Here is a 398-nt window from a genome sequence, read left to right on the forward strand (position 1 = left end):
CGCCTGTCCGGCCAACTCCGCCGCGTGCTCGGCCTCCGAGCTGTCCCGGACCACGCGACGGTGTGGCGGTTCGCTCGCCATCACGTCAGTTCTGATCTGCTGGATGCGGCCCTGACTGAAACCGTCCGCCGCGCCCGTGGGGGCGCCGAGCGCGCGTCCCAGATCGCGCTCGACTCCACTGGCCTCTTCCTCGCACACACGTCCCGCTACTTTGAATGGCGCGCGAAGCGGCACCGGGGCCAGCGCGGCTGGCTGAAGTGGGCCTTCGCCATGTGGGTCGCACCGCAGATCCTCCTGGCGCAGCGGGTCAGGCCCGGACCGTGCGGCGACTTTACCGACCTTCCACCTTTGGCGAGCGCAGCCGCCGCGCGCATGCCCTTCGAGCAACTCCTGGCAGA

Annotated in this window: 1 protein-coding gene; it reads left to right on the top strand. The window is 70.4% G+C overall.

Features of this window, described 5'->3' with window-relative positions:
- The coding region (locus JMJ56_RS33355; RefSeq protein ID WP_202836152.1) for a hypothetical protein at nucleotides 1-398 on the top strand (398 nt) is incomplete at both ends.

Source organism: Belnapia arida (assembly GCF_016773205.1).
Classification (GTDB): Bacteria; Pseudomonadota; Alphaproteobacteria; order Acetobacterales; family Acetobacteraceae; genus Belnapia; species Belnapia arida.